The organism is Streptomyces sp. CAU 1734, from assembly GCF_039888735.1.
Classification (GTDB): Bacteria; Actinomycetota; Actinomycetes; order Streptomycetales; family Streptomycetaceae; genus Streptomyces.
The window spans coordinates 74,845-95,335 of sequence record NZ_JBDQQP010000001.1 but is presented as its reverse complement, the minus strand read 5'-3'; the positions used below and the strand labels follow the sequence as shown (position 1 = coordinate 95,335).

The 20,491-nt window shown below is 72.2% G+C and carries 10 protein-coding genes and 2 pseudogenes; 10 read left to right on the top strand and 2 right to left on the bottom strand.

Annotated features, from left to right (window positions below):
* Positions 1-573 precede the first annotated feature (573 nt).
* A complete protein-coding gene (locus AAFN69_RS00395) occupies positions 574-1,341 on the top strand; it encodes a hypothetical protein (protein ID WP_347726174.1) in 768 nt (255 codons plus the stop codon).
* Positions 1,342-1,610: 269 nt separating this feature from the next.
* Here the strand turns inward: AAFN69_RS00395 and AAFN69_RS00390 are convergent.
* Positions 1,611-2,532 (bottom strand): annotated as a pseudogene (locus tag AAFN69_RS00390) (NAD(P)-binding domain-containing protein).
* A 99-nt stretch (positions 2,533-2,631) separates the two neighbouring features.
* On the opposite strand from AAFN69_RS00390, the gene AAFN69_RS00385 reads away from it, so the two are divergent.
* From AAFN69_RS00385 to AAFN69_RS00365, 5 genes and pseudogenes are all read left to right on the top strand, one after another.
* Positions 2,632-3,072, top strand: coding sequence for a helix-turn-helix domain-containing protein (locus tag AAFN69_RS00385; RefSeq protein ID WP_347726173.1), 441 nt, complete (start codon positions 2,632-2,634; stop codon positions 3,070-3,072).
* A 50-nt stretch (positions 3,073-3,122) separates the two neighbouring features.
* Positions 3,123-3,491, top strand: coding sequence for a BlaI/MecI/CopY family transcriptional regulator (locus AAFN69_RS00380; RefSeq protein ID WP_347726172.1), 369 nt, complete (start codon positions 3,123-3,125; stop codon positions 3,489-3,491).
* Complete coding sequence (locus AAFN69_RS00375; protein ID WP_347726171.1) at positions 3,488-4,384, top strand: M56 family metallopeptidase; 897 nt, start codon at positions 3,488-3,490, stop codon at positions 4,382-4,384. Before AAFN69_RS00380 ends, AAFN69_RS00375 begins: the two co-directional genes overlap by 4 nt.
* A 1,456-nt stretch (positions 4,385-5,840) precedes the next feature.
* Complete coding sequence (locus tag AAFN69_RS00370; RefSeq protein ID WP_347726170.1) at positions 5,841-6,962, top strand: PLP-dependent cysteine synthase family protein; 1,122 nt, start codon at positions 5,841-5,843, stop codon at positions 6,960-6,962.
* Positions 6,959-8,209: pseudogene (locus AAFN69_RS00365) on the top strand (MFS transporter); the annotation flags it as partial. The gene AAFN69_RS00370 and the pseudogene AAFN69_RS00365, both read left to right, overlap by 4 nt.
* Before the next feature lie 42 nt (positions 8,210-8,251).
* Here the strand turns inward: AAFN69_RS00365 and AAFN69_RS00360 are convergent.
* Positions 8,252-9,289, bottom strand: coding sequence for an NlpC/P60 family protein (locus tag AAFN69_RS00360; RefSeq protein WP_347726169.1), 1,038 nt, complete (start codon positions 9,287-9,289; stop codon positions 8,252-8,254).
* 305 nt (positions 9,290-9,594) lie between these two features.
* Between AAFN69_RS00360 and AAFN69_RS00355 the strand changes: the two genes are divergently transcribed.
* From AAFN69_RS00355 to AAFN69_RS00340, 4 genes are all read left to right on the top strand, one after another.
* Positions 9,595-10,479, top strand: a complete 885-nt coding sequence (locus tag AAFN69_RS00355) for a hypothetical protein (RefSeq protein ID WP_347726168.1) — start codon at positions 9,595-9,597, stop codon at positions 10,477-10,479.
* A gap of 19 nt (positions 10,480-10,498) precedes the next feature.
* Positions 10,499-13,660, top strand: coding sequence for a hypothetical protein (locus tag AAFN69_RS00350; RefSeq protein ID WP_347726167.1), 3,162 nt, complete (start codon positions 10,499-10,501; stop codon positions 13,658-13,660).
* Between the two features lie 244 nt (positions 13,661-13,904).
* Entirely contained in the window at positions 13,905-19,082 is a 5,178-nt protein-coding gene (locus AAFN69_RS00345) for a hypothetical protein (RefSeq protein ID WP_347726166.1), read from the top strand.
* Positions 19,083-20,265: 1,183 nt separating this feature from the next.
* Positions 20,266-20,478, top strand: coding sequence for a DUF4287 domain-containing protein (locus AAFN69_RS00340; protein WP_347726165.1), 213 nt, complete (start codon positions 20,266-20,268; stop codon positions 20,476-20,478).
* The last annotated feature ends 13 nt before the right edge of the window (positions 20,479-20,491 follow it).

Below are 20,491 nucleotides of genomic sequence, written 5' to 3'. Positions count from 1 at the left end.
CTGATGTTGTCGCGGAGCCATCGTTCCCTGACGCGGAGGACCTCGGCAGCCTCGGGATGGGTGTAGCGATGCTTCGGGCCGCCTTCCGGCAAGTCCGTTTCACTTCCCATTGGTCGCCTTCCTGGCCCGCCTGGCCTGCGCGGACAGGAGGGCGAGCCTCGCGTGGTGCGCCTTGCGCAGCGACTGGGCGGCGTCATCGATCTGCTTTGGCGTACCCGTGGGGTGGAGTTTTCGAGCCTCGCTCAGAAAGCGGGACTCGCGATTTGCGTGCCGCTTCGGTGCGGGCGGGACGGTCTACTGTGTTTGCCCAGCCGAGGTGGGCAGCGAGGCGACTGCGAAGCGAACGTTCCGTGGGGTCCACCACCGTTGGGCCTTCTTAACCGATCTTCTGTGGTGGATGGTTCCTTGTGAGGTCGCAGCACGGGCCTGATGGGCAGTCGGATCACGCTTTAGGGTGAAGGGTCGATCGTTGCGTCACGGGTTGTGTGTTCGGTCCTGTATCTTCCCCGTCGGCCGCACAGGCGCACTAGCCTTGTAGGCCCCCGTACGCGTCGTGCCCTCCGAGGGGAATCGATGGCCAAGCTCACTGATGAGCAGAAGGCGAAGCGTGCAGCTGCGCGAGCGCGCCGCGAGGCTCTTGCCGTCGAGGAGGAGGATCGCCGGGACACCGAGCGGCGTGAAGCATGGGCGCGTGAAGGTACACGGCTCACCTGGGACGAATACAAGGCTGGGGTGCCATGTCGGGGATGTGGCGAACCCATGTATGACGGCTTGGGGAGCTGGCCGGGGCTCATGTACCTCACCGAAGAGGAGAAGCGCGACTACGACGTCATGGAAGAGCGGTTCCGGGAGCTGCACCCAGACTGCAAAAGTGGCCGCTGGGGCACAGGCGGGTCGCGCGTGAGGCACTGCTGTCTATGCTGTCCGCCGCCACCGATGGGGCCGGCGCAGATCGAGAAGCTCACTCGACTCTTTCAGACCTTCCCCTCCGCCGAGGACCGCAAGAAGGACCTGGATACCTGGGAGCTGATCCTCACCTGCGATCACGTAACCACCTTCATCCAGCACCGGGAGAACACCTACGTTCGGCGAGTGGTCGACTGCCCGGAGTGTCAGACGCGGCGCGGGGTTGTCGAGAGCAAGCGGCTCGGACCCGCATATACCGACGATGGTGTGGAGGCAGCCCGGAGTGAGGTGAAGCAGGCACGTGTTATTGCCGAGCTGACCAAGGCGGAGGAGCAGCTCCGCCGCCAGCAGCAGCGTGCTGCTGCTACGAGCAGCCGGATCGAGGAGCTCCAGAAGCAGCTCAGCCCGACTGCCCGGGACGACGGAATTGCGTGAGCGGTGCGTGAGCGGACTGGGTGGGACAGGGTGGATTGGGTGGCACGTGGGGGCCGGGCCGTACATTGCTGACCTGGGGAAACGGGATTTTGTAGCACCGCCCGGCACCAGTCGGGATGATCTTGTGGGCCCTCGTAATGCGTAGGTCTCGGGTTCGAATCCCGAAGGCGGCTCTGAAGAACCTCAGGACTCACTCGCCGTGACCTGGGGTTTTTCGTTTTTCCGGAGGCGATGGCCGCCGCGGGAGGCCACGTGGGTCGGAGGCCGGGTCAGGCGGCCGGGTCCGTTCGCAGCAGTTCCGTCAGGCCCGTCACCCCCTCGTCGCCGCGGCCCGCAGCGGCCCGGCGTTTCATCAGGTCGAAGTAGGGGGTCAGCAGTTCGGGGCTGACGCCCTGCTCGCGCGCCGTGCCGGTGAAGGTCTTGACCCCCGCCACCTGCATGGACAGCGAGGCGACGACATCCTCGCCGTGCTCCCCGCTCTCCAGCCGGCCGGAGAATTCGTGGACCGCGGCGGACATCGATGTCAGCCAGTCGGCCAGTCTCGGTGCGAAGTCCTTGAGCGCGATGCCCTCCTCCCGGTGGACCAGTGCGAAGGCGTGGGTGATGCCCGCGAGCGCGCCGTACATCCCGCTCAGCAGGGCCACGTCCTGGAGGGCGGCGTGTCCGGCGTCCGGGCCGGTGAATTCCGTGCCGAGCGGGATGGCCAGCGTGTCCCGGTGGGTGTCGAAGACCTCCCGCGACCCGCTGTAGAGGACATGGCCGCCCGCCTCCGGGACGCCCGCCATCGGCGGCACGGCCATGATCCCGCCGCTCAGGAAGCGGGCCCCGCGGGCCCGTGCCCACGCGTCGCGGGCCCTCGCCTCGCCCGGAGTGCCGGTGGTGATGTCGATCAGGTCCTTGCCGGCCAAGGCGGTGTCCTCCAGCGTCCGGCCGACCGATGCGTCGTCCAGCAGGCAGGTGACGACCAGAGTGTTCGCCGCGACCGCCGCCGCGGGGCTCGGCGCGAGGGCCGCGCCCTCGGCCACCAGGGCGTCCGCCCGGCTCGCCGTGCGGTTCCCAGACGGTCACCGAGCAGCCGGCGGCGAGCCAGGCGCGGGCCAGTGCCGTGCCCATGCGGCCGAGGCCGAGAATCGAGAGTGACGGGGCGCAGGTGCAGGAAGGTGAAGTGGTCTCAGAAGTGTTGTGGGACATGACGATCAGGCTGGCCGCACCGCCCGGTGGCGACAAGTACCCACTTTGAAGTGGGTGGTTTCCCCGAGGTGGGCGTCCACTTCGGGGAGGCGGACGACGATGGTGACCGTGGGCAGGCCGGGCGGGCCGGATGCGTACCACTGCGGGATCGACGCGGCCATGGATGTGACCGGCGGGAAGTGGAAGGTGCTGATCCTGTGGGCCCTGGAGGGGAGCCCCCGCCGCTTCGGCGAGCTGCGCCGGATGCTCCCCGGTGTCACGGAGAAGGTCCTCACCACTCAGCTGCGCGAGCTGGAGGCGGACGGAGTGGTGGTCCGTGAGGCTTATGACGAGGTCCCGCCACGGGTCGAGTACGCGCTGACCGGTCCCGGCGCCGCCCTCGGGGACGCGCTGGTGCCGCTCGGCCGTTGGGGGCGGGCGCATGTGCTCGGGCAACCGCCGTTGTACGAGGACGAGTCCCGGGCGGGGAGCCCGGCCGGGCACGCCGGGGGCGGCACCCCCGGCGACTACGATGAGCAGCCACGGAAACCGGGGTCTTGAGAGTCGCATCCATACCCTCGCATCCATACCCGGAGTCGAAGGGAGCCGGCATGCGACAGCTCGGTGAGCTGGAGGCGGAGATCATGGACCGGCTCTGGGCCTGGGGCCGGTCCGCGACGGCCCGAGAGGTCCGGGACGATCTCAACCGGAAGCGGCCCATCGCGTACAGCACGGTCAAGACCGTGGCCGACATCCTCTTCACCAAGGGCCTGCTCAGCCGCGAGAAGTACGGCCGGGCCTGGGCCTATCTGCCCACCTGCAGCCGTCAGCAGTACACGGCCGCCCGGATGCAGCACGCCCTGGAGGGCAACCCCGACCCCGCGGGGGTGCTGCTGAGCTTTGTGGAGCAGATCTCGGCCGATGAGGTGCGGGCGCTGCGGGCCGCGCTGCGGTCCGCCAAGCGGCCGGGCGGTTCGTGATCACCGCGGTCGCCCTGGCCGGGTACGCCCTGCTCCTGGGCGCGGTGGTGCCGTACGCCCTGGCCAGGGCCCGGTGGGCGCACCGGGCACCCGTGGCGGCCCTGCTGGCCTGGCAGGGGCTGACGCTGGCCTTCGTGGTGACCGCCGCCCTCGCCGCGTACCACCTGGTCCTCTCCGACCAGCATGTTCACGATGGTCTCACCGGACTGCTCAGCGCCTGTGGTCTGGGCGCGGGAGCCCCCGCCGCCCCCGCCCCGGGCGCCGGCGCGCTGGCGGCGCCCGCCGCGATGGTGCTCCTCCCGCTCGGCCGGCTGGCCCACACGGCGTGGCAGGCGCGCCGCGAACGGCGGAGCCATGCCGGTCTGCTCGCCATGATCGGTACGGAGTCGGCCCGTTACGGGGCCACCGTCGTGGAGTACCCGGTTCCCGCCGTGTACTGCCTGCCCGGCCGGGACCGCCGGATCGTGGTGACGCGGGGCGCCCTGGAGGCGCTGAGCGGCGAGCAGTTGAGGGCGGTGCTCGCCCACGAAGAGGCCCATCTCCGGGGCCGGCACCATCTGCTCCAGGTCGCGACCAAGGGCTTCGCCCGCGCCTTCCCCGGTCTGCCGCTCGCCCGCCTGGCCAGGGAACAGACCGCGCTGCTCCTCGAAATGGCCGCGGACGACCGCGCCCTGCGCTCCCATTCGCGTACGGCGCTGGCCTCGGCCATGTGCGAGGTCGCGGCCGGGCGGGCACCGCGCGGCGCGCTGGGCGCGGGCGGCCAGAGCGTACTGATCCGGCTGCACCGCATTCTGACCCCACAGGCCGGCGCGGGCCGGGCCGCCTGGCCCGCCGCCGCCGCGTCCGTGGCGGCACCGCTGCTGCCACTGCTGCTGACCTGTGGGCCCGTCTGAGGGAGTCGCGACCCGGCGCCGTACACCTGCCGGTCCACCGCCGGTGTCCCGGGCGGAATGCGACGGGAAATGCCCGGTGTCCGACCGAAAATTCATCCATCCGAACCTTTCCCGCCGACTGGGCGGCTGAATTCCGGACATCCGGGAACCATGCGCCCCGGTAAAGATATTGACGGTCCGTCATGCGGGGCGGCGTTTTCCCATCGCGTGAATGAGGCGCTAGGATCACGGCATGATGACAGTCCGGTCTCATCGGCATGCAGGAAAGGCCCGTTCGTCAACGGGTCCGCTGCGCCTGGCCGGACTGGCTCTTCTGCTCATCGGTCTGCTCTGGGGGCATGGAAGCGCGCCGAAGAGTTCCGCGGTGAGCGCCGCCCCTCAATTCCCCGCCGTGTCCGCCACCCTCACCGCATCCGCCGCCGATGACGGCGGTACGGGCGGCGCGGTCATGCGCCCGCCCCACTCCGGCGCGCACGGACCGGCCCACTCGGCGCATCAGGGGCCGGGGCACCCGGCACACGAATGCGCACCCGGAGCGGACTCGCGGGGAGTCGTCGTGGAGGCGCCCTGCCCGGCCCCTTCCGCCGGTGCGCCTGCCGCCTCCCGCCGGGCTGCCCCGGGCGGGTTCTCGCAGGCCACCGGGCCGGCCGCCCCGCCGGCGGCGCATTCCGGAGCACCGGCCGTACTCAGGGTGTAGACGGCCGGGCGGATTCCGGACGGCCCCGTGCCGCCGCGACCGAGGAGCCCCTGAGGCCCGCGCCCCCGCACACCCCGCCCCCGCCGTGTTCCGGCGGACAGCTCGCCCCTCCCCGGGCTGTCCTCCCCCGCACCGCGCCGCCGCGGATATCACCGCCGCCGCCCCGGGCCGGGAATGCGACTGCCCTGTGAAGGACACATGTACCGCCTTCCTCCCTTTCACCCCGTACGCCGGAAGCGGCCCGCCCCGGGCCGATTAGTGGCCGGAATTCTGGGCTTTCTCCTGCTCGCGGCGTTCCACTGTTCGTCCCCTTTCCTCCCGGCCGGTGATTCGCCTTCCGGTATGCCCGCACATCCCGTCGGACATGCCGATACCGCCGGCCCCGAGGGCATCTCCGCCGCGGCTGAATTCACTACACACCATTCCGCGGGCGACCCCGCGCATTCACATCACCACGGCGCCTTCGACTGTGCCTTCCCCGGATTCGTTCCGCAGGCTCCGGGCGAGACACGGTCCGCACCGGAGACGGCTCCGCCCGCCGCCGCCACGGACGCCGCCACGGACGCGGGTACGGCCGCGGGTACGGCCGCGGAAGCCGGCGCCGTACCGCCGAACCGCGGCAGACCCCATCTGTCCGGATCCGGCCGCGCGACCCTCACCGCCGTCTGCCGGTGGCGCATCTAGGCCGCTCGCCCGCGCAGCCCGCACGGCTGCCCCTCAGCGAGTACCCGACGCGCACCACCGAACGAGAGCGAAGCCATGCATTCCCCCATCACCGATACCACCCCTCCCGCCCGCTCGGCCCTCTCCGGGCTGGTCGGCAACACCCCGCTGCTCCGTATCTCCGAGCCACTCGCCCCGGCCGGGCGCGGATTCTGGGCGAAGCTGGAGGGCTTCAACCCCGGCGGCATCAAGGACCGTCCCGGACTGCACATGGTCGAACGCGCCCGGGCCCGCGGCGAGCTGCGGCCCGGCGCCCGCATCATCGAATCCACCAGCGGCACCCTCGGCCTGGGCCTCGCCCTCGCCGGCATGGTCCACGGGCATCCGGTCACCCTGGTCACCGACCCCGGCCTCGAGGCGTCCATGACCCGGCTGCTGACCGCGTACGGCGCCCAGGTCAATGTGGTCTCCGAGGCGCACCCCACCGGGGGCTGGCAGCAGGCCCGCCGCGACCGGGTGGCCCGGCTGCTGGAGCAGCATCCGGGAGCCTGGTGCCCCGACCAGTACAACAACCCCGACAACACCAGCGCCTACACACCGCTCGCCCTCGAACTCGCCACCGAGCTCGGGCACATCGACGTCCTGGTGTGCAGTGTGGGCACCGGCGGACACTCCGCGGGCGTCTCCCGTGTGCTGCGGCAGCTCTACCCCGAGCTCACTCTGGTGGGCGTGGACACCATCGGGTCCACCATTTTCGGCCAGCCCGCCCGCACCCGGCTGATGCGCGGGCTGGGCTCCAGCATCCACCCCCGCAATGTCGCCCACGACAGTTTCTCCGAGGTGCACTGGGTGGCCCCCGCCGAGGCGGTGTGGGCCTGCCGTCAACTCGCCGGCTCCCACTACGCCACCGGCGGCTGGAGCGTCGGCGCGGTCGCCCTGGTGGCGGGGTGGCTCGCCCGGACGCTGCCGGCGGAGACCCGGACGGTGGCCGTCTTCCCCGATGGCCCGCAGCGCTATCTGGGCACCGTGTACGACGACGACTACTGCGCCGCGCACGGTCTGCTCGACTCGCCGCCGGCCTCCGAACCCGAGGTGATCGGCCGGCTGGACGAGAAGGAGGTCACCCGCTGGACCCGCTGCGCCACCGTGGTGGATCCGCTCTCCCTCCCGGCCTCAGCGCGGGACGACGTCAAGGACACGAGGGGCGAGGACGGATGAGGGGGACCATCGCACAGGTCCGCACATACGAGCGGAGCGTGCAGCTGCTGATGGTGAATCAGTTCACCATCAATCTGGGCTTCTACATGCTGATGCCCTATCTCGCGACCCATCTGGCGGGTCCGCTCGGGCTCGCGGGCTGGATCGTCGGACTGATCCTCGGAGTGCGCAATTTCAGCCAGCAGGGCATGTTCCTGTTCGGCGGGGCGCTGGCCGACCGGTTCGGCTACAAGCCGATGATCATTTCCGGAATGGCGCTGCGCGTCGCCGGGTTCGCCACCCTCGGGCTGGTGGACTCCGTCCCCGCGCTGATCGCCGCCTCCGCCGCCACCGGGCTGGCCGGGGCCCTCTTCAACCCGGCCACCCGGGCCTATCTGGCGGCGGACGCGGGGGATCGCAGAGTGGAGGCGTTCGCCCTGTTCAACGTCTTCTACCAGGCCGGAATCCTGCTGGGGCCGCTGGTGGGCATGGTGCTGACCGGGGTCGGATTCCGGGTCACCTGTCTGACGGCGGCGGGGATATTCGCCGTGCTGAGCGCGGTGCAGATCCGGGCGCTTCCGGCCCGCCGGGGCGGTGACGCGCGGGAGCGTCCGGACGGCCGGCGGGAGGGGCTGCTCACCCAGTGGCGCGGCATTCTCGCCAACCGGCCCTTCATCCTCTTCTCGCTGGCCATGGTCGGCTCGTATGTGCTGACCTTCCAGGTCTATCTCGCGCTCCCGCTGGAAGTGCGGCGCCTGGGAGGGGACGGGCGGTTCGGCACGGTGGCGGTGGCGGTGCTCTTCGCCGTATCGGGGCTGAGCACCATCGCCTTCCAGACGAGGATCACCGCCTGGTGCAAGGCACGGATGACACCGGGCGCCGCGCTCTCGCGGGGTGTGCTGATCATGGGTGCGGCGTTTGTGCCCCTGCTGGCGGCGACCGCGCTTCCGGTGCCGGACGCCGGCCCGGGCCGGTGGCTGACGGCCGCCGTGCCGCCCGCGCTCGCCGCCCTGCTGCTGGCGCTGGGGACGATGATCGCGTACCCCTTCGAGATGGACACCATCGTCAGGCTCTCCGGGAACCGGCTGGTGGCCACCCACTACGGGCTCCACAACACCATCTGCGGCATCGGGATCACCCTCGGGAATCTGCTCACCGGGGCGGCGCTGGACGCGTCCCGGGCCGCCGGGATGTCCGCACTCCCCTGGCTGGCGCTGATCGCGCTCGGCCTCGGCTGCGCCGCCGCCCTCCTCGGGCTGGCGCGCACGGACCGCCCGGCCTCTCCCGAGCCCGCGCCCGGGGCCCGTACCTCAGATGCGTACGCCCCACATGAACGGCATCCCGCTCCGGGCGATCGACTCGTAGCGGACCTGCGCGCCCGGCTTGGGGGAGTGCAGGATCTGCCCGTTCCCGGCGTAGAACCCCACATGGCTCAGGTCGGTGCGCATGATGATGAGGTCGCCCGGCTTGAGCGCGCTCAGCGAGTTGATCCTGGTGCCGATCTGGGCCTGGGCCTGTGACGTACGGGGAATGGAGACATTCGCCTGCTTGAACGCCCATGAGGTCAGCCCGCTGCAGTCGAACGAGCCGGGACCCGTGGCCCCCCAGACATAGGGCATCCCGACCCGGCTCTTGGCCGCGTTGAAGGCGGCGGTGGCCCGCTGGGTGGCACCGGCCTCATTGCCGAGGTCGGCACGGTCGCTGTCCCGGTTCGCCCGCTCCTCCTTGGCGGCCCGCTCGGCCCGCTCGGCGGAGGTGAGGGAGTTGAGCAGCCGCTGCGCCTTCGCCAGCTTGTCCTGGATCTCCCGCTTCTTGTCCCCGAGCTCCTCGCGGGTCTCGCGCAGCCCGTCCAGCTTCCGGGTGGCCTGCGTCCGCTGCCGCTGGAGATCGAGCTGCTGCGACCGGTACTGCGCCAGCTCGGACGCCTGCTGGGCGCTGAGGTTGTCCAGCGCGGAGGCCCGGGCGAGGTACTCGTCGGGATCGGAGGAGAGCAGCAGCTGCATGGAGGGGTCGAGCCCGCCGCTGCGGTACTGGGCCGCGGCGATCGAACCCAGCCGGTTCCGGAGCTGGTTGAGCCCGTCCTGCTGGCGGGCGGCGGACGCCTGGAGGTCCCTGACCTGCTTCTGGAGCCGCTCGGCGGACTCCTTGGCTCCGTTGTACTCCTCGGTGGCCTGGGTGGCCTCCTCGTAGAGCCGGTCTATCTGCGCCTGGGTCCCCTTCTTGGTGGGGTCCGGCAGGGGGTCGGCCGAGGCCGTCTGCGCCGACACGGCGACGGCCGCGGCGGCTGTCGCGGTGATCACGGACGCGTACACGGGACTGGGCTGTTTGGCACGACGGTGGGACGCCACGGTGCTGGGCTCCTTATTCCTCGACCGCCGGCCGGGAGGATCCCGCCGCCCCGGCCCCGGCCAGGAGACACGGACGCGGCGGCACCTCCGCCGCCACCCGGGAGGGTGTCCGGCTTCCGGGGAAGACTAATCCGCTTAGCTGTTTGGATTCAACCGCCGGCCGCGATGACCGGCGGCGGGAGGGAAGGGAATGAAGTGACGGAAGGGCACGAAGAGAGTCCGATACCCGGCGGAACCCTGTCCGGATCCGCCCCCCGGCATCGACAACAAGCCTATAATTCTCGGGCATTGACGGGGGGAACGGCATGACCGAAGTAGTCCTGTGCCACGGCATCGGATACCAGTTCAAACACCGCGAGACAGCTCTCACCGACTGGTACGAGGCGCTGCGCCTGGGCATGACGGACACCATCGTGCCCGTGCCCGCGCCCGAGCGGGTCGACGCCGTGTTCTACGGCAACTGCTACCGCAGCCGGAATGCCAAGGGAACCATCCCCGAGGACGAGTTCGCCGGGATTCCGCCCCTGCGCGCCGGGGATGTCCGCGACCCCTGGGAGAAGCGGTTCCTGGAGGTGCTGGCGGACGGGGCGGAGGATCCGTCCCCCGGCGGCGAAGGACCCAAGGGCAAGGGGCCCAAGGGGCACACCCAGGACTTCCTGCGGAAGCTGGAGGGGTCGGACCGGCTCGGCAGGCCGCCGGCCAGGGTGGTCATCCATCTGGCCCGCCAGGTGCGCCGCTATCTCGACGAGAACGACACGGTGCGGGCCTGCGCCCTGGAGCGGTTCCGGCGGGTGGTCACCCCCGAGACCCGGGTGATCATCGGGCACTCGCTCGGCTCGGTCGTCGCGTACGAGGCGCTCTGCGCCCACCGCCGCGACTGGAATGTCGACACCTTCATCACCCTCGGGTCGCCGCTCGGAATCCGGGAGATCCAGGACCGGCTGCTGCCCGGGCTGGAGCCCGACGGGCGCCGCGAGTGGCCCAAGGTCAAGCGGTGGATCAATGTCGCCGCCGAGGACGACCCCGTCGCCCTGGTGAAGGAGCTGGCCCCCGCCTTCGGGGACCGGATCGAGGACCGGTCCGTGGTGAACTCGGGGATCGGCCGGATCATTCTCGGCGGCCACAACGCGCTGCGCTACCTCACCACCACCGAGGTGGCCGAGGGAGTCGCCGACGCCCTGAGGCGCTGAGGTGCCGGGGGAGACACCCGTGCCGTACGAGGGTCCGTCCGGGCAGGTCGCGTCCGGGCAGGTCGCGTCCGTGAAGAGCCCGACCGGGCGGGGTTCCTCCGGGAAGGGTTCGTACGGGCAGGGCTTGTACGGGGAGAGCGCGGTCCGGCGGTCGGGCCGGGTCGCCCTCGTGGCCGGGACCGGCACCTTCGCCGAGGGGTTCGACCCCCTGTGGCGGGTGCCGGACGAGCTGCGCCTGATGCGGGCCGTGTTCACCGAGACCGCCGAGCTGTCGATCCACCCCGAGTCCCGGCTCAACCCCACGGTCGCCGAGCTCAGACACGGGCTGGAGCGGGCCGTCACCGGCGGCGACGCCGGGATCCCGCCCGATGTGCTGGTCTTCTACTACTCGGGCCACGGAGTCATCCACGACGAGCAGTTGTGGATAGCCGCCGCCGACAGCAGACTGCGGCAGCGCGCCACCCAGCTCACCGTGGAGGACCTGGTCTCGCTGCTGATCCGGGCCGAGGCCGACAGCCCCCGCGAGATCGTCGTCCTGCTGGACTTCTGCTTCGCCGGCATGGCCGTCGAGGTCTTCGACCGGGAGCTCGCCCGGCTGCGCGCCCAGGGCCGCTGGCTGCCCGTCATCACCGTCATCGCGGCCGTGGAGCGGACCGACCAGGCGCAGCAGCTCCACTTCGCCTCCTCCCTCGCCGCCGCCCTGCGCAATCCGCCCGCCGGTGAGCAGCAGCCCTGGATCGGCCAGCAGGAGCTGTACAAGGAGCTCGAACGCCGGATGGGGGATCTCTCCGGGGTTCCCGTGCCGGTCCGCAACATGCTGCCCGCGGGGGAGAGCCGGGCCTTCCCCAATCCCCGGTACGAACCTCCCACCGTGCGCCGCCCGCAGGAGGAGGGGCCGGGCACCGGCTGGGCGTTCTGCGGACGCGCCGCGGCCTCCCGGCGGATCGTCGCCCACCTCACCTCCGAGACCGCGCGGCCGGGCGGGCTCGCGGTGACCGGGGCCGCCAGCCGGGGCAAGTCGGTGCTGCTCGACTGGGTGCACACCGCCTCCTGCGGCGAGCCGCTCACCCCCGGCCCCGGGGCCCCCGAATTCCCGCCGGAAGGCTGTGTCGATGTACTGGTGGACGCCCGGGGCATGCCCGTGACCTCCGTCGCCCGGAAGCTGGCCGCCCACTACCGCACCGGCACGAAGACCGATGTGCCGGGCCTGGTGGCCGCCCTCGCCGAGCTCCCCGGGCCGCTGCGGATCTGTGTCGACTCGGTCGAGGCCGCGGCGGACGAGGACGAGCTCGTGGGGGAGCTGCTCGAACCCCTCGGCCGGATCCCGGGGGTACGGCTGGTCATGGCCTGGAGCCGGGTCCTGCCCGGGTTCACCGGGGAACAGCTGGCGCTGGACGGACCGGAGTTCACCGAGGACGGCGATATCGCGCGCCTGGTGCAGCAGATCCTCTGCCATCGCCGGGACTCCCGGTGGGGCGGGGTGGGGCGCGAGGCGATCACGGCCGTCGCGGAGGCCGTCGCCGAGGCCGCCGGCGGATCCTGGCTCCAGGCGTATCTCTTCGCGATCCGCCACAGTCCGAGCGATCCCGCGGTTGTCGGAGTCTATGCGGAGCGTTCCTCCGCGCAGCTATTCTTCGAGAAACTGGAGTCGCTCGACGCCGATGGAGTCGATCCGGACGACCACCGGTGGGCCAGGGATCTGCTGCTGCCGGTCGCGTTCGGCCAGGGGGGCGGCCTGCCGGCCGACGGCGAGTTGTGGGCCGCGGTCGTACGGGCCTCCGGCCGGCCGAAGGTGGGCGAGTCCGACCTGAAGCTGCTTCAGGAACTGGCCGGTGAGTTCCTCGCCGTCCCGGAGGACGAGATGCACGGAGCCGGCTGGCGGTTCGAGCGTGCGCCGATCGGCCGCTATCTGGTCCAGGCGGCCGAGGCGCCCTCCGTGCATGCCGCCTTCGTCCGCGCCATGTGCGAACGGCTGCCGACCCGCTCTCCCGGCTCCCACGACTGGTCCGCCGCCGACCGCTACACCCGTGACCACTTCCCCCTCCACGCCTGGCTCGCCGGGGTGCTCGACTCCTATCTCGACGATCCCGAGTTCGTCCTCGCCATGAACGCGGAGACGCTGCGCCGGGCCCTGATCCGGGCCTCGGACCACCCGGACGACAAGGCGGGCCGGGTGCGTTCGCTCTGCGAGCAGCTGTACGGGACCAATCGCTGGGACGGGCACACCCTTTCCCGTATCGCCCTCCTCGCCCAGATCCACTCGCTGGGCGAACTGGCCGTCCGGGCCGCCGAGTGGACCTCCGGCTGGCGGCCCTCCCTGGTCGAGCGCCATCCCTCCGCCGCCGTCTTCTGCGTGGACGAGTCCACCCTGCTCACCGCGACCGACTACGGCTTCTGGCGGACCGGCCGGGGCACTCCCGAGGAGGCGCGGGCGCCCGGCTGGTCCCGGCTCGGCACACCCGGCCGCTCCCCGGTCACCACCGCGTCCGTCATCGATCTCGCCGGGCGGCCCTGTGTCTTCGCCGGGCAGATCGACGGTTCGGCCTGGATCCAGAGCCTGGACGACAACGGCGGATTCAAGGTCATCGACGGCCTCGGCCTCAACTGCCGTCTCGTCACCTGCGCGCAGTCGGGCGGCGGGCTGCTCATCGCCGGCACCGAGGGCTGGCAGTGGCGGGAGGCCAAGGTCACCGGGGCCGTCGTGCCGCGCGTCGGGCGCCGGCTCGGCGGCGCGGCCACCGCCCGGGTGGGCGACACCGATCTGGTGGCCGGGATGACCGCCACCGATGTCAGCGTCTGGCGCTCGGACGGCGAATGGCTGCGGACCTTCACCCCGCCGCAGGGCCAGGCGCTGAAGGCCATCGCCGCCGACAGCGCCGGCGTCTTCACCGGCGCGGGCGACGGCACGGTCCGCCGCACCCCCTGGAGCGGACACGGCGGCCGGCAGATCGCCACCCACAGCGGCCCGGTCGCCGAACTGCGCGTGCGCGCCGGGCGCCACGGCCGGGTGCTGGTGAGCACCGGGCAGTACGGCGACATCCAGCTGACCCCGCTGGACGGCGGCGGGAGCACCCCGTACAGCCTGGAACTGGGCATCGGCGTCAATTCGGCCGACCTCAGCCCCTCGGGCGACCGGGTTCTGGTGGGCACGGATGCCGGGGTGGTCGACATCACCCTCTGATCCTCCGAGCCCTGTGAACCCTCCGACCCCGGTGAGCCGCGCGTCCTGTGAGCCCCGCAAGCCCCCGTGGACCCTCCGTATTCCGTGAATCCCGCGGGCACCGCGGGCCCTTCGAACTCTCCCATTCCGCCGCATACCGCCGGGCGGCGGCACCCTCCCAGCGCCGAGACCGCTGCCCGGGCGCGGCGACCGCTCTGTCAGCAGTGACGGGCGACCGAACGACCGCACAGCCGAGGAGAACATCGTGACGGCAGAACAGCTCCGCCCGCGCCCCGCCCGCGACGGGAGCGCCACCGCCCAGGAGCTGCGGATGGCCCTGCACGCCCTGGCGACCGTCGTCGCCGGACCGCAGCCGCCGGACCCGGCGCGCACCGAGCAGCTGCTGAGAACCGTGATCGACACCGGGCGGCGCTCGCTGCGGCACGGGCCGCTGCCCGTGCGCCCCTTCGAGTACGAGGGCGAGAAGCGGCGGCTGATCGGCCCCGGCGCCCTGCTGGCCGACTACCTCGATCCGGCCTCCGCCGACTCCGGCTCCGCCGCCCCGGCCTCGCTCTCCGCCGGACTCGACGGCGAACTCCTCGGCGAGCTCTGCGATCTGCTCACCGCCGGGGAGGACGAGGCGCCCGGCACGGCCCCGGGGGAGTACGAGGAACCCCCGGCGCACATCCCGGAGCAGCGGACCGGATCCCCCGACACCCCCGCCACCGTCCAGCTGCTCCTCGAACCCGTCGCCGACTGGACGGTGACCACCCGCGCCGGTGTCGTCTTCGGCTCCGGCGCGGACGACAGCCCCCGGCCCGGGTACAGCGCGGTGCGCGCCGCCTGGAGCGCGCTGCCCCCCGCCGTCGTCGGCGAGATCGAGCGGGCGCTCGATGTCACCCGCGGGTTCATCGCCGACCTCGGCCGCCCCCAGCCGCCCCGGGTGACCGCCGATCTCGACCCGGACGGTGTGCTCAATCCCTCCGTCGTCGCCCCCGGCGCCTGCGCCGCCGCGCTCGCCCTCGGCTATCTGGCCCGGGAGGCGGAGCTCCCCACCCCCACCGCACTGCGCGTACTGCCCGTCGCGGGCTGCTCGGACGACGGCGCGTGGACGGTGTACCCCCGGCTCGGCGGGATCCACGAACCGGTGGCGGCGGACGGCACCGGCATTCTCTGGCGCGACGAGGACGGCTGGCGGATACGGACCGGCGGCGAGGTGCGCGCCGACGCCGACCCGTCACTCGCCGGCGCCGCCCGGCTGCTCTGGGGCGAGAGCTGGGACGATGCCCGGCGCCGCTGGGCCCGGGACACCCTCGCCACCCACCAGTGGGAGATCCTGCACCCCGCGGCGTCGGCCGCGGACGGCACGGACTGGCTGCGCGGCGACGGACACCCCCTCGTCGAACTGGAGCACACCGGCTGGCTCGCGGACCGGTTCGCCGAACGGCCGCTCGCCGGGGTCATCCAGTCCGGCACCCGCAACAGCGGAAAGTCGGTCTGCGCCCGGCAGCTCACCGCCCGGCTGGAGGCGGCGGGCTGGCGCACCGTCGTCATCTCGCCCACCCGCCATCAGCTGCCCGACCCCGACGACCTGCCCCGTATCGTGCGGGCCGCGCTCTGGGCCACCGACACCGACAGCGGCGGGCGGACCCTGGTCGTACTGGAGGATCTGTACGCCATCGGCGGGGGCGACATCGGACAGGCGCTGTCCTCGCTCCGCCGGCTCAAGATCGGCGTACTCGCCCTCACCCGTTATGTCGGCGGCGCCACCACCGACTGGGACAACCACGGGGTCACCGCGTATGTGACCCAGGTCCGGAACGAGGACCGGCGCGCGCTCGCCGACCGGCTCGTCGCCGAACACCCGGAGGTGTACGGACTCCCCGGCGAGGAGCGCATCTCCCTCGCCGTCGAGGCATGCCAGGGCGATCTGCGCGTACTGACCGATCTGCTCCGGGCGGACGCGGAGGAGATGGCACCCGGGGAGACGGCCGCCGGGCAGGCCGAGGGGGCCGACGGCGGGCCGGCCGCCGCCCCTGAGCCGGACGGAGCCGTGGCCTCCGTACCCGCCCAGCGGTCGTCCGGCCCGGGGCGGACCGGCGGGGCCGCCGAGGGGCTGCTGCGGCGCCAGGCCGCCAGGGTCCGCGGCACACTCGGCCCGGACGAGATCTCCGCCGTCCGCATGCTGGCCGCCGTGTCGATGCTGGACGAGGCGGTGCCCGACGCCTATGTGAGCACCCTCTCCGGCACCGCCCGGCGCTCCCTGGGCGTGGCCTCATCGGGCGGGCTCACCCAGATCGCCAGCCGGGTCCGCGCCGAGGCCGTACTGGCCGAGTTCAGCCCGAGCGGCACCGGCGGTCTGCTCGCGCACACCGAGGAGTATCTGGTCCGGCTGCTCGCCGACGACCACCAGGAGCGCGTCCGGGCGCTCATCGTCAACTGCGCCACCTACTCGCCCGAGCGGCTCTCCGAACTCCTCGACCGTCCCGCCCTGCGGGCCGCCGTCATCGACTGGGCCTCCCGCGCCCATCCGCCCACCGCGCTGGGGCTGCTGCGGCTCTGCAAGAAGCACAACGAACCCACCTGGATCGCGGCGGCGCTGCCCGGGGTCATCGCCCGGATCCCCGACACGCCCGCACTGACCGTGAGCGAGCTGACCACCGCCCTCAAGGTGCTCTGGGACTTCCAGTACTGGCTCCCGGACCCCTCCGTGACCAGCACCCTCTTCACCTGGGCCGGCACCGGCGGGGGGCTGGACGCCGTACTCGGCCGGGCCTCCACCATCTCCGAACGCTATGGGCTCAGCAGGGCCCTGCTGCGGCTCGCGGGCGACGACACCGCACCCCCCGAGACCGTCTGCTCCTGGCTGGAATCCCGGGCCGACGCCCTGATCCGGGCCGCCGACCCGCGCAGCCAGTCCGACCTCAGCCACATCCGGCGGCTCGACAACGAACTCTTCCACCGCACGAGGGAGGCATGGGACGCCGCCGAGCCCGAGCCCCGGGTCTACCGCAGCCCGCCCCGCCCGCTGCTGAAGCCCGCCCAGGAACTCCTCTCCCACCACCCTACCCATGACACCCCGCTCGGCGCGGTGCTCTCCTGGATGGCCCTGCGGCTGCACTTCGACGGCGGCGCGGACTGGAACAGCCTGATCCAGTCGTACGAGGGCCAGATCCGCTCCGGACTCGCCCGCGCGGACGCCATCCAGATCAGCACCGCCCTCGCCGATCTGGCGCGGATCAACCGCGGCCTCTGCAACCGGCTGCTCAACCGCCTCAGGCCCGCCCGGCTGCTGGCGCTGACGCTCAAGGCGGCGTCGCCGGCCGAGGCGGCGATCCTCATCGACACCGTCCGCAACATCCACGGCGCCACCGTGAAGTCCCTGCTCTACCGCACCTCCGGGACCGGCCTCGTCGCCGACGCCGGCCTCGTCCGCGACCTCGCCCGGACCGTCGACAGCCTCGACGACGGCCGCGGCGCGGGGATGCTGCTCAGCGCGGCCAGCCGCGCCGACGACCTCTACCGGGACACCAAGGAGGGATTCGCCTACCGGCTCAGCCGCGAGCTGGGCGCGGACTTCGCCCGGCGCATCCTGGAGAACGAACGCCGGCCCTCCGTGGCGTACCACCTGCTGCACGGATTGTGGGAGGCGGGCGCCGACTACCGGGGCGACCTGGAGGAACACGCCCTGCGGCTGGTGGTCTCCAGCCTGCGCGCCCAGCGCGGCGCCGCCCGCCCCTGGGGGCCGAGGCTGGCGATGCTGCTCATCGAGGACGACTACTTCGGCCAGGACTTCCTCGCCCGGCTCGCCGGGCTGCTCGAATCCCAGCTCCTCTGCTCACGGATGGTCAACCCCGGCATCGACCCGCAGAGCATGGTGTACACCCACCGGCTGGCCCTCGCGATCGACCCGGGCATCGGAAAGGAGTTCGGCCGCCGGATCTCGCTGGACCGCGCCGTGCAGGGCATGATCTCCGACCACGCCTCCCATGTGGCGCAGAAGCTCCGGATCATCGCCGAGACCCTGCGCACCGGCGGCCACCGCGACGCGACCGCGATCGTGCTCAAGGAGCTGTCCCGCGCGGACCCCGGCCGGGACTGGGCCAAGCTCATCCGGGACAGCCGCAGGACCGGCTCCTTCACCGACACCCTCACCAATCTGCGCAAACTCGACCCCTCGGCCGCCGCCGTCGCGGTGGAGCGGCTCACCCACGACAACGGCCAGAAACTCACCGACGCGCAGGACCGGCTGGTCAGCAGCGTGATCGAGCCGGCACTGACCGCGGATCTGCTCTCCGCCCTGGACAAGTGCGTCCCCGGCACCGGCCGGAAGTCGCTGGAATCCCTGCGCGCGATGGGCAGCCGCTGGCGGACCTTCCGGGAGATCTTCGGGCATGAGCAGGACCCCATCCTCCAGGGGAACATCGGCCGCCGGCTCGCCCCGATGGGCCTGATGCCGCGGGAGGAGCGGATCAGCTGGATGAAGAACCTGGTCAACAGCCGCTGGGCGGTCACCCTTCCGCTGATGGCCGGTCCGCGCGCCATCGAGGAGGTACTCACCCTGAGCTATGTCTGGGAGCCGCTCTGGGGGGAGCAGCTGGCCGCCTGCATCGATGACGGCAAGCTCTTCCGGCGCCTGGATCTCGCCATGCGGCCCGATCTGCGGGTACTGCCCCGGCTGATCACCATCATGCGGCTGACCGGCCGGCAGGACATCGTCGACCGGATCGCGGATCTCCTCGCCTCCAAGGAACCCCGGATCCTGGCCGAGTCGCTGGGGCTGGGTGACGGGGTGCGGCTGCTGCGCTCCCTGCACCACGCCGACGAGCCGGTGGACCTCTTCGCCCCCGCGCTGGGGGAGCTGCTGGCGAAGACCGCGGACCGCGCCCTGGTCGTGAACCCGCGGGGGCACTGGGCCACGATCGGCTGGGCGGCCCAGCTGCTGACGGAGACAGGGTACGGGCACTGCGTCCCCGATACGCCCCCGGCGCTGGCGCCCAACACGGTGCCGCATGCCGCCGCGATCTCCTGGGCGGCGACCTGGCTGCCGGCCGGCGACTGGAGCCGGCGTGCCCTGGAGGAGTCACTGGCCGAGGTCGAACGCGCCGGGGTCGACCCCTGGCATCCCCAGGAGACCGGCATGGCCCTGATCGCGGCGGCCCGCTCCGGCCGCCTCCCCTCGGACGCCCCGCTCGACCCGCTCTGGTACTCGGCGACCGGCGGCACACCCGATCTGCTCACCCTGCTCTGCCGCGAGGCCCTGAAGACCCCCCCGGTCAGGGAGTACCTCGCGACTCCGCCGGTCGCGGATCAGCTGCGGGCGGTGGTCTCCGCGCCGGGCGCGGGGGTGCGGCTCTGCCGCCAGGAGCTCTCGTCGCTGGTGTCGCGGCTGTGCCCGGAGGTGGAGCCGGAGGAACGAGCCGGGGGGACACTGGACATCTGAGGCGCGGGTGCCTCCGGCGGGGCCGGATCTTGTGCACCCTCGCCCCGTGGTGCGGGTGCCTCCGGCGGGGCGGGGTGTGGTGCGCCCTTGCCCGGGGTGCGGGTGCTCTTCCGGGGCTCCGCCCCGGACCCGGCGCCTCAATCGCCGGCGGGGCTGAGTTTGGTGCTGCTGTCTGTTGGTGCGGGCGGTGTCGCGTCCTCGCCCGCGTCGTTCGGGTCGCCCGGGGTGCGGGTGCTTTTCCGGGGCTCCGCCCCGGGCCCGGCGCGGGTGCCTCCGGCGGGGCGGGGTGTGGTGCGCCCTTGCCCGGGGTGCGGGTCCTTTCCCGGGGCTCCGCCCCGGCCCCGGCGCCTCAAACGCCGGCGAGGCTGAATTTGCTTGCTCTCGTTCGCGGGTGCGGGTCGGTGTGGGGGCGGTGTCGCATCGTCGCTTGTGTTGTTCGGGTTGCCGGGGGTGCGGGCTTTCAGACGCCTTCGGCGCCTTGCGGTGCCTCGGGGTCTTGTCCAGCCCGGTCGTGTCCGGTGCGCGGGTACGGGGCGGGACGCCTTGCCCTATGGCGGCCCGGGGGTCCTCCGGGCTCGACTCCTCAGAGCCGGCGGAACTCGGGTCCTTGCTTTGCGTACCCGGGTCTTACCGCCGGCTCTTCCGGGGACGACCCTGCACACCCCCTCCACGAGCGTTGCCCGATAAGCGGCCCCCCACCGCCCCCGGGCTTGTTCTCGTACGGGAGCGCCCGCCCAGAAGCACCCGCCCACTCTGACGCCCCTCACCCACCCACCCACGGGTGACCTTCCGGACCGGGGTTCCCCGCCTTGTGAAACCGTCCCGGAACGCGCGGACGGGCAAAGCACCGTCATCACGCACTGGGCTTACTCGCGGAAGGGGGGACGCGCAGGAGCGGTACTGGGGCGTCAAGCGTGATTTGTGGCGCACAGGAGAAAGACCAAAACAAGGGCGGTACATGCGCCGTAAATCATGCAGCCCCAGTGCCGAACCGGAGCGGCACCCAACCCGCACCAACAAGCACCCCGCCCGGGGATACGGGCAACCCGCACACACAAGAGCCCCGCCGGCGATTGAGGCGCCGGGCCCAGGGCGGAGCCCCGGACAACGCACCCCGCAAGGCGTCACCCGCACCCCGCCGCAAGCACACCGCACTGTCAGTGGCAGATGCCAGACTCACGGTATGACGGAAACAGTGAAGGGCCCCGCCTCCTACTTCCCCTCGATCGAGAAGAAGCACGGCCGCCCCATCGCGGAGTGGAAGGACTTGATCCGCTCCTCGCCCCTGACCAAGCACATGGAGCTCGTCGCCTGGCTGAAGTCGGAGCACGGCCTGGGGCACGGTCATGCCAATGCCCTGGTGGCGCACACCCTCGCGGAGGACAAGGGCGATTGAGCCGGCGGCGCGG

Coding starts and splice junctions, on each gene's coding strand:
- AAFN69_RS00395 (WP_347726174.1), top strand. CDS start 574: ATGGCCAAGCTCACTGATGAGCAGAAGGCGAAGCGTGCAGCTGCGCGA.
- AAFN69_RS00385 (WP_347726173.1), top strand. CDS start 2,632: ATGGTGACCGTGGGCAGGCCGGGCGGGCCGGATGCGTACCACTGCGGG.
- AAFN69_RS00380 (WP_347726172.1), top strand. CDS start 3,123: ATGCGACAGCTCGGTGAGCTGGAGGCGGAGATCATGGACCGGCTCTGG.
- AAFN69_RS00370 (WP_347726170.1), top strand. CDS start 5,841: ATGCATTCCCCCATCACCGATACCACCCCTCCCGCCCGCTCGGCCCTC.
- AAFN69_RS00355 (WP_347726168.1), top strand. CDS start 9,595: ATGACCGAAGTAGTCCTGTGCCACGGCATCGGATACCAGTTCAAACAC.
- AAFN69_RS00340 (WP_347726165.1), top strand. CDS start 20,266: ATGACGGAAACAGTGAAGGGCCCCGCCTCCTACTTCCCCTCGATCGAG.